Source organism: Aquimarina agarilytica ZC1 (assembly GCF_000255455.1).
GTDB lineage: Bacteria > Bacteroidota > Bacteroidia > Flavobacteriales > Flavobacteriaceae > Aquimarina > Aquimarina agarilytica.
Window position 1 is genome coordinate 1 of the sequence record NZ_JH621310.1, and the last position, 7352, is coordinate 7352.

The window sequence follows — 7352 nt, forward strand, 5'->3', positions numbered from 1 at the left end:
AAGATAATCAGCTAAAATTATTTTAATGCCTCGTGGGCTTGCCCCGAGGATTATTTACTAAGAAAGATTAACGATTTGATTTTATAGGACGTACAACCATAGAAATTAATGATGGTGTAAAGCAAATAGGAGATGTTACTTTTGAGGAACCAAGCTTATAAAAAGATTAATTGAAAATTTGGGCCCTTTAAGTACTTTTAATTTAAAATAATATTCAAATAAAAAATAACAATGAAAGTAGTATTAGGTATAGATATTGGAGGAACAAGAACCAAACTTGGGCTAGTTTGTGATGAGGGTAGAATTCATAAGGAAAAAAGCTTCTCTACAAAAGATCACAAAGATTTCGATAGATATATAGATCAATTAACTCAAGAAGGAAATACTTTAATTGAGAAAGATGAAATTTATGATGTTATTGGAATAGGTATAGGAGCACCTAATGCATCAAGCAAAAGAGGAACTATTGAAAATGCAGCTAACCTAAATTGGAAAGGTTCTTTACCTATTGTGAAATCACTAGAAAAATATTTTAATGTACCAATTAAATTAATGAATGATGCAAGTGCAGCTGCTTTGGGAGAAAAGTTATTTGGTGGAGCAAAAGAAATGGATGATTTCATTAGTGTCACTCTAGGGACAGGCTTCGGTGGAGGAGTATTTTGTAATGGTCAGCTCGTTGATGGTTTTGATGGTTTTGCTGGAGAGTTAGGTCATATAGACATGACCATTGGAGACGGAAGACTTACTGGTTTAAATATTAAGGGAGGGTTAGAAGCTTATGTTTCGGTCACTGGCTTAAGAAGAACAGTATCTCACATGCTTTGTCACTATATGAACGATAGCCCTCTTAGAGCAATTTCTTATAACGACCTCACAGGCGAAATTATATCAGATGAAGCTAGAAAAGGTGATTTTATTGCACAACAAGTATTTGAATATACGGCTGAAATTTTAGGTTCTGCATTATCAAATTTCGTGGCTTTTACTCAACCAAAAGCCATCTTTATGGCAGGAGGTTTGACTAAAAGTTCTGATCTACTATTGGAACCAACTAAGAAATATTTAGAACAAAATTTATTAGAAGTTTACAGAGGAAAAGTGAAGCTTTTAATTTCTCCGCTCATTGATAAAAACCCTGCCATTTTAGGAGCTGCAGCTTTGATTTGGAATGAGTGATTGAAAACTTTTAAAAAGTACCTTTTTGAAGTACCTTTTAGCTATAAAATGCACTTAAAACCGTTGAATTAAATTATGTAAAATATTGATTTTCATTATGAATTTATTAATATAATCCTATTCATAACCCGGAGGTCACGAGTTCAAATCTCGTTCTCGCTACAATAAAATCCCCTTGATTTTTCAAGGGGATTTTATTTTTTATGTTCGTCCCTTTTTTTCCAGATGGACCAGAACTAAGAGGATTAAGATATAGTATAAATTCAGAATCAGTGGTACTTTAAATGGAAGGAAAGGAGATTGAATAATGGATACAATTCCACAAATAAAATTATATTGAGCTGGCAGTTGTCACAAAACAAATTATAAATATGTTCTTATATTAGAATTGTAGCACAACGCAGTGATAAATAAAGTTTAAGAATTGAATACTAATTAGGAGATAAAGGATGAGCATGAAATTGAACGTAAATAGTATTGATCGATTTACTAAAGAACTTCCGGCAGATAAAGTTTTAGATAATAGCCGAAGACAAGTAGAGGGAGCTTGTTTTTCATATGTAAATCCCAAATTACCGAAAAACCCTTCTTTACTTCATGTTTCAACAGCAATGTTGAGGAATTTAGGTCTTAAAGAAGAAGATGGACAACGTACAGAGTTTCTTTATGTAGTTTCAGGTAAAGTAGTATTGCCTAATACAAAACCTTATGCAATGTGTTATGGAGGACACCAATTTGGTAATTGGGCAGGACAGTTAGGAGATGGAAGAGCCATTAACCTTACCGAGATAGCACATAATAATAAAATATGGGCTTTACAATTAAAGGGAGCAGGAGAAACTCCTTATTCGCGCACGGCAGATGGTTTAGCAGTATTACGATCTTCTATTCGGGAGTATTTATGTAGTGAAGCAATGTATTATTTAGGTGTGCCAACTACTAGGGCTTTATCAATTGCCTTATCTGGTAGCAAGGTGTTAAGAGATGTTATGTATAATGGGAACTCTGCTTATGAGAAAGGAGCTATTGTATCGAGAGTTGCACCATCATTTCTTCGTTTTGGTAATTACGAAATTTTTGCATCGAGAGGTGATAACGCAACATTGAAAACATTAGTAGATTATACCATAAATAATCATTTTTCTTATTTAGGAACGCCATCCAAAGCGGTATATCTAGATTTCCTGCGAGAAGTAGCAAAGAAAAGTATGGAAATGGTTATCCATTGGCAACGAGTAGGTTTTGTTCATGGGGTCATGAATACCGATAATATGTCTATTCTAGGTCTTACTATAGATTATGGTCCTTATGGATGGTTAGAAGGTTACGACCATAATTGGACACCGAATACCACAGATAGTAGTCATAAAAGATACCGCTATGGTACCCAACCACAAATTGTATTGTGGAATCTATTACAATTGGCAAGGGCACTTTATGGATTAATTGAGGAAGCTGCATCACTAGAGGAAATTTTAGAAGAATATCGTATTAATGTAAAAGTGGCTCATTTAGAAATGATGAGGAATAAGCTTGGTCTAAATACTAAAATTGATAATGATGAGAAGTTGGTGGAAGATTTAGAAAAAGTGTTGCAACTCACAGAAACAGATATGACTATTTTTTTTAGGAATTTAGCAGATCTCAAAAAAGAGCAATTCCACGATTGGTTTAACATAGTTGAAGATGCTTTTTATAACCATAAAGAAGTATCTGGTACCATAAAAGAAAACTGGATTAAATGGTTTAATGATTACGGAAAGCGTTTGTCAATGGAGGTATGGACAGACAAAGAAAGAAAAATAACGATGAATACGGTTAACCCGAAATACGTATTACGTAATTATATGGCACAGTTAGCAATAAATGCGGCAGATGATGGAGATTATACGGTATTAGACGAACTTTTTGAACTTCTTAAAAAGCCTTATGACGAACAGCCAAATGCATTAAAATGGTTTGCCAAACGTCCAGAATGGGCGCGGCATAAAGTGGGTTGTTCTATGCTTTCTTGTAGTTCATAATAGTATAGTGCTATAATTTTTTAAGATTAATTCATGTTGCTAATTATTTTAATGAGTTTTAAAGAAGGGTATTCTGAAGGGATTTATAATGCTAAGCGGTATGGATTAACAAAAACAACATTCAATAAAGGGAAATCTATAAAGTTCTATGCAGAAGAATTAGGAGGAACTGATTTTGTAAGTCTTAACTATTATGTTACCAAAACCAAAGAATTACTTAAGCCATGCGAAATGCCAGAAAAAAAAGTAATCCATTTTTTAAACAATGTAAAGCTCATTACATCTGAGTAAAATAGCACAGTAAAGAGGATGAATATATAAATGAAAAAGAAGTATCTCTGCTTAATTTTGCATTGCAAATAAATTAAATAACTCGTATTAAAACATATACTATGAAAGATTTTAAGAAGGCATATATTGCAGGAGGCTGTTTTTGGGGTATGGAAGATTTATTTAGGTCAAGACCTGGAATTGAAGATACAGAAGTCGGTTATCAGGGCGGAATAAATGAAAATCCAACTTATCAGAATCACCCAGGACATGCTGAGAGTATCGAATTAACTTATAACCCAAATGAAACATCATTTAAAGAAATTTTAGATTTCTTTTTTAGAATTCATAATCCAACAACAGTTGATCAACAAGGAAATGATAGAGGTTCTAGTTATCGATCGGCAATTTTTTATCAAAATGAAGAAGAAAAATCTATTGCAATTGATATGATTTCATTAGTTAATGCTTCGGGTAAATGGAACGGTGATGTAGTAACTACTTTAGAACTATTTTCTACATTCTGGAAAGCAGAAGAAAGTCACCAAGACTATTTGGTAAAACAGCCTAATGGTTATACCTGTCATTTTTTACGATTCGAAGAAAGTTTTATTTCAGAATAAAAAGCAAAATAGACTGCGATACTTCGAAGAGCTAAAGCCTATTTAAAAGAAAATACTATAGATTTTGAATTAGTAGACTTAATGGAATAAACTGCTGAAGCAACAATCTGATGTAAAACACATTGATGTATTATTTTAAATATGTTATTTGAATGTTTTATTAGTAATGGCCTTAGATTTATAACTCGGAGATCACGAATTCAAATCTGGTTCTCGCTACTATAATCTCCTTGATTTTTATAGATGTTTAATTGGTCTCAAAATCGGATGAAAACCCTGCACTTTAGTGCAGCCACTTTAGTATTATAAAAATCTATATTTTAGTGATATGGAATCTAAGTATAGAAAAGGCTCTCATAGCGTAAGTTGATTAACGTGTCATCTAGTTTGGATTACAAAATATCGTTATCAGGTATTAAAAGGTGACATAAAGTCAAGAAGTAGAGATTTAATCATTCAAATATGTGAATCAGAAAACGTGATCATATTAAAAGGAGTAGTAAGTTCAGACCACATTCATCTTCATATCGAATACCCTCCGAAAGTTAGCTTAAGTCAACTGGTAAAGCGTTTAAAAGGAAATACATCAAGGAAGTTACAGCAAGAATTCCCATAATTAAAAGAAGGTTAATGGGGAAACCATTTTTGGGCAACAGGTTATGGAGTACGGGTAATATAACAGAAGAAATGGTAAATAAATATTTAGAACATTATCGTCATGATAGTAATGATAATTCTAATTTCATATTAGAATAAGTTAAGGGACTTTAGTCCCTAGTAAACCAAACCTCTGCACTTGAGTGCAGAGGTTTGGTTTCTATTAAACATACTTTTTGAACACATTTTATTTAACTAAATTCAATTTCTTATTTAGACCAAAAAAAAGTTTTAAATCAACTTTAAATTTCTAATAAAACAATAACACCAGTAATTGGGTGTTTTTTTAAATAAAACTTACTATTTTTGATTAAAATAACATATTTATAATATTTAAAATACTACAACGTTATAGTTCAAATAAATCCCCCAATTTATTTGCGATAACTAATATTACCTACATTTATTAATCATAAATTTATCATCCATGACTTAACAGTCCTTCTTAAAATAAGAACTATCTAATGCTCTATTGTTTTTATTTTAATTTAAAATAAATTTCATATTAACCTTAACAACTAATCGAAATGAAATCAAATTTTTTACGTAAATTAATAAGTCTTGTACTTATGCTAATTGCAGTGCAAATGCTTTCTGCAAAAAATTATTATGTTGCTACCAACGGCTCAGATGGTAATCCAGGAACAGAAAATAGGCCTTTCAAAACAATTCAAAAAGCAGCTAATCTTGTGAATCCTGGTGATGTAGTGCTTATTAAAAGAGGGATTTACCGAGATAAAATTCAAATTAGACGTAGTGGTACTAATGGAAATCGAATTATTTTTAAGGCTTTTCCAGGTGATGAACTTCGTGCTATTATTGAAGGAACTTCTTTACGTCTCTTACAGAGTAGCCATATAGAAATCTCTGGTTTACGAGTTCAAAATATCTTAGCTCAAAACGGTCCCCCAGAAGGGATTTATGTTGAAGGTCCTGCATCGGACATCACCATTAGAAATAACCATACATTTAACACATTTGGATCCGGAATTTCAGCTTGGGGTGTTCCTTGGAGGTCTAACCCGGGTAACTTTAATAATATTAGAAATTTAAAAATTCTAAACAATAAGGTTGAAAAAGCCTGTAATGGAGGATTTAATGAATGTATCACTTTATCTAATGGAGTTAATGGATTTCAAATTTCTAACAATGAAATTTTTAATGGAGGTAACCCAGTGAATGGGGGAGAGGGAATTGATGTAAAATTAGGAGTACAAAACGGAACGATTTCTTTTAATTATTTACATGGTTTGACACGAAGAGGTATTTATATTGATGCCGCGGGTATTCTGAATTTCGCAAAACCATTTGCTAAAAAAATTAAGGTTTTCAATAATCGTGTAAGAGATTGTAAAGGCCAAGGAATGGCATTAATGACTGAAGGTAAAGGAGATATTTTTGATGTTGATATTTACAATAATCTTTTTTATAACAATACAGAAGATGGTCTTATGTTTTTTGATCACCCTGCCGGGAATGGTATTATACGAGATGTAAGAGCCGTTAATAATACTTGTTATAATAACAATCGTTTTGGTATACTATTAAATTTTCCTAGAGCTACTGGTATTGTTTTAAGAAACAATATTCTTTATCAAAACAAAAGTGGTAATCTAAATCTTAAAGCCGGGCAAAGTGTTACATCCAATAACCTTGTAGGGCCTAATCCTTTATTTGTAAATGCCAACCAAGCTAATTTTAGGTTAAGAGCGGGTTCACCTGCCATAAATAAAGGGACGACACAGAATGCTCCGAATACTGATTTTGATGGTAATTCTAGGAATGGAGCCGTAGATATTGGAGCTTTCGAATTTGGAGGAAATACGCCTCCTCCAACTCCAACACCTAACCCAGGTTCCAATAATATCCCTTTCGGAAAAATTATATGGTTAAAGGCGAATCAAGGTAAAGCAGGATATGTTGTTGCAGAGAGAAATTTAACAGATGCACCTCTTAAAGCAAATAGAAATCGTTTAGGTCAGTGGGAAAAATTTAGAGTAGAAAATGCAGGTAATGGAAAAGTGCATCTTAAGGCATTGGCCAATAACAAATATGTACAAGCCCGTATTAATGATAATGGTAAAATGCTAGCTTCAACCAATAATAAATTAGGTTGGGAAACATTTACATGGGAAAGTAAAGGAAACGGGAAAGTAGCATTAAAAGCATTTAATAATAAATATGTTCAAGCCAGATTAAACTTAGCAACAAAAGAACTTGCTGCCATTGCAGATACTGCTCGAGATTGGGAAACTTTTAATTGGGGAGAAACCACTGCATCGGGTCAAAAATCTTTATCAGAGAAAAACATAACCTATTCTTTATACCCTAATCCTACCGATTCAAATAATTTGGTATTTATAGATGGAGTAAAAAATAAGGACACGGTAAGTATTTATGACATCAATGGAGCTTTTGTAGCTACAAAAACAATAAATAATGGAGCTATTGAGGTTAGTGAATTAGCTATTGGTATTTATTTTATTACCGTAAATAATCGATCATTAAAGCTTATTATTAATTAATTAGTATAAATTTTTAAAGATGATAGTATAACCCAAATAAAACTTTTAATATTAAAAAGGCGCATTCAGAGAAT

At 32.3% G+C, this 7352-nt stretch carries 5 protein-coding genes and 1 pseudogene; all 6 read left to right on the forward strand.

Annotation, left to right across the window (positions count from 1 at the left end):
* Positions 1-231: 231 nt before the first annotated feature.
* The 6 genes and pseudogenes from KQA_RS0217845 to KQA_RS0217870 all read left to right on the forward strand — a co-directional run bounded on the left by KQA_RS0217845 (position 232) and on the right by KQA_RS0217870 (position 7278).
* Complete coding sequence (locus KQA_RS0217845) at positions 232-1179, forward strand: ROK family protein (RefSeq protein WP_010182990.1); 948 nt, start codon at positions 232-234, stop codon at positions 1177-1179.
* A gap of 455 nt (positions 1180-1634) precedes the next feature.
* The gene (locus KQA_RS0217850) at positions 1635-3203 is read left to right on the forward strand and encodes a protein adenylyltransferase SelO (RefSeq protein ID WP_010182991.1); all 1569 of its coding nucleotides are present in this window, start codon (positions 1635-1637) and stop codon (positions 3201-3203) included.
* A gap of 51 nt (positions 3204-3254) precedes the next feature.
* Positions 3255-3494, forward strand: a complete 240-nt coding sequence (locus tag KQA_RS0217855) for a peptide methionine sulfoxide reductase (RefSeq protein ID WP_232285927.1) — start codon at positions 3255-3257, stop codon at positions 3492-3494.
* Between the two features lie 101 nt (positions 3495-3595).
* A complete protein-coding gene (gene msrA / locus KQA_RS0217860; RefSeq protein ID WP_010182993.1) occupies positions 3596-4096 on the forward strand; it encodes a peptide-methionine (S)-S-oxide reductase MsrA in 501 nt (166 codons plus the stop codon).
* A 391-nt stretch (positions 4097-4487) separates the two neighbouring features.
* Positions 4488-4852: pseudogene (gene tnpA, locus KQA_RS19285) on the forward strand (IS200/IS605 family transposase).
* 428 nt (positions 4853-5280) lie between these two features.
* Complete coding sequence (locus KQA_RS0217870; protein WP_010182995.1) at positions 5281-7278, forward strand: choice-of-anchor Q domain-containing protein; 1998 nt, start codon at positions 5281-5283, stop codon at positions 7276-7278.
* Positions 7279-7352: the final 74 nt, after the last annotated feature.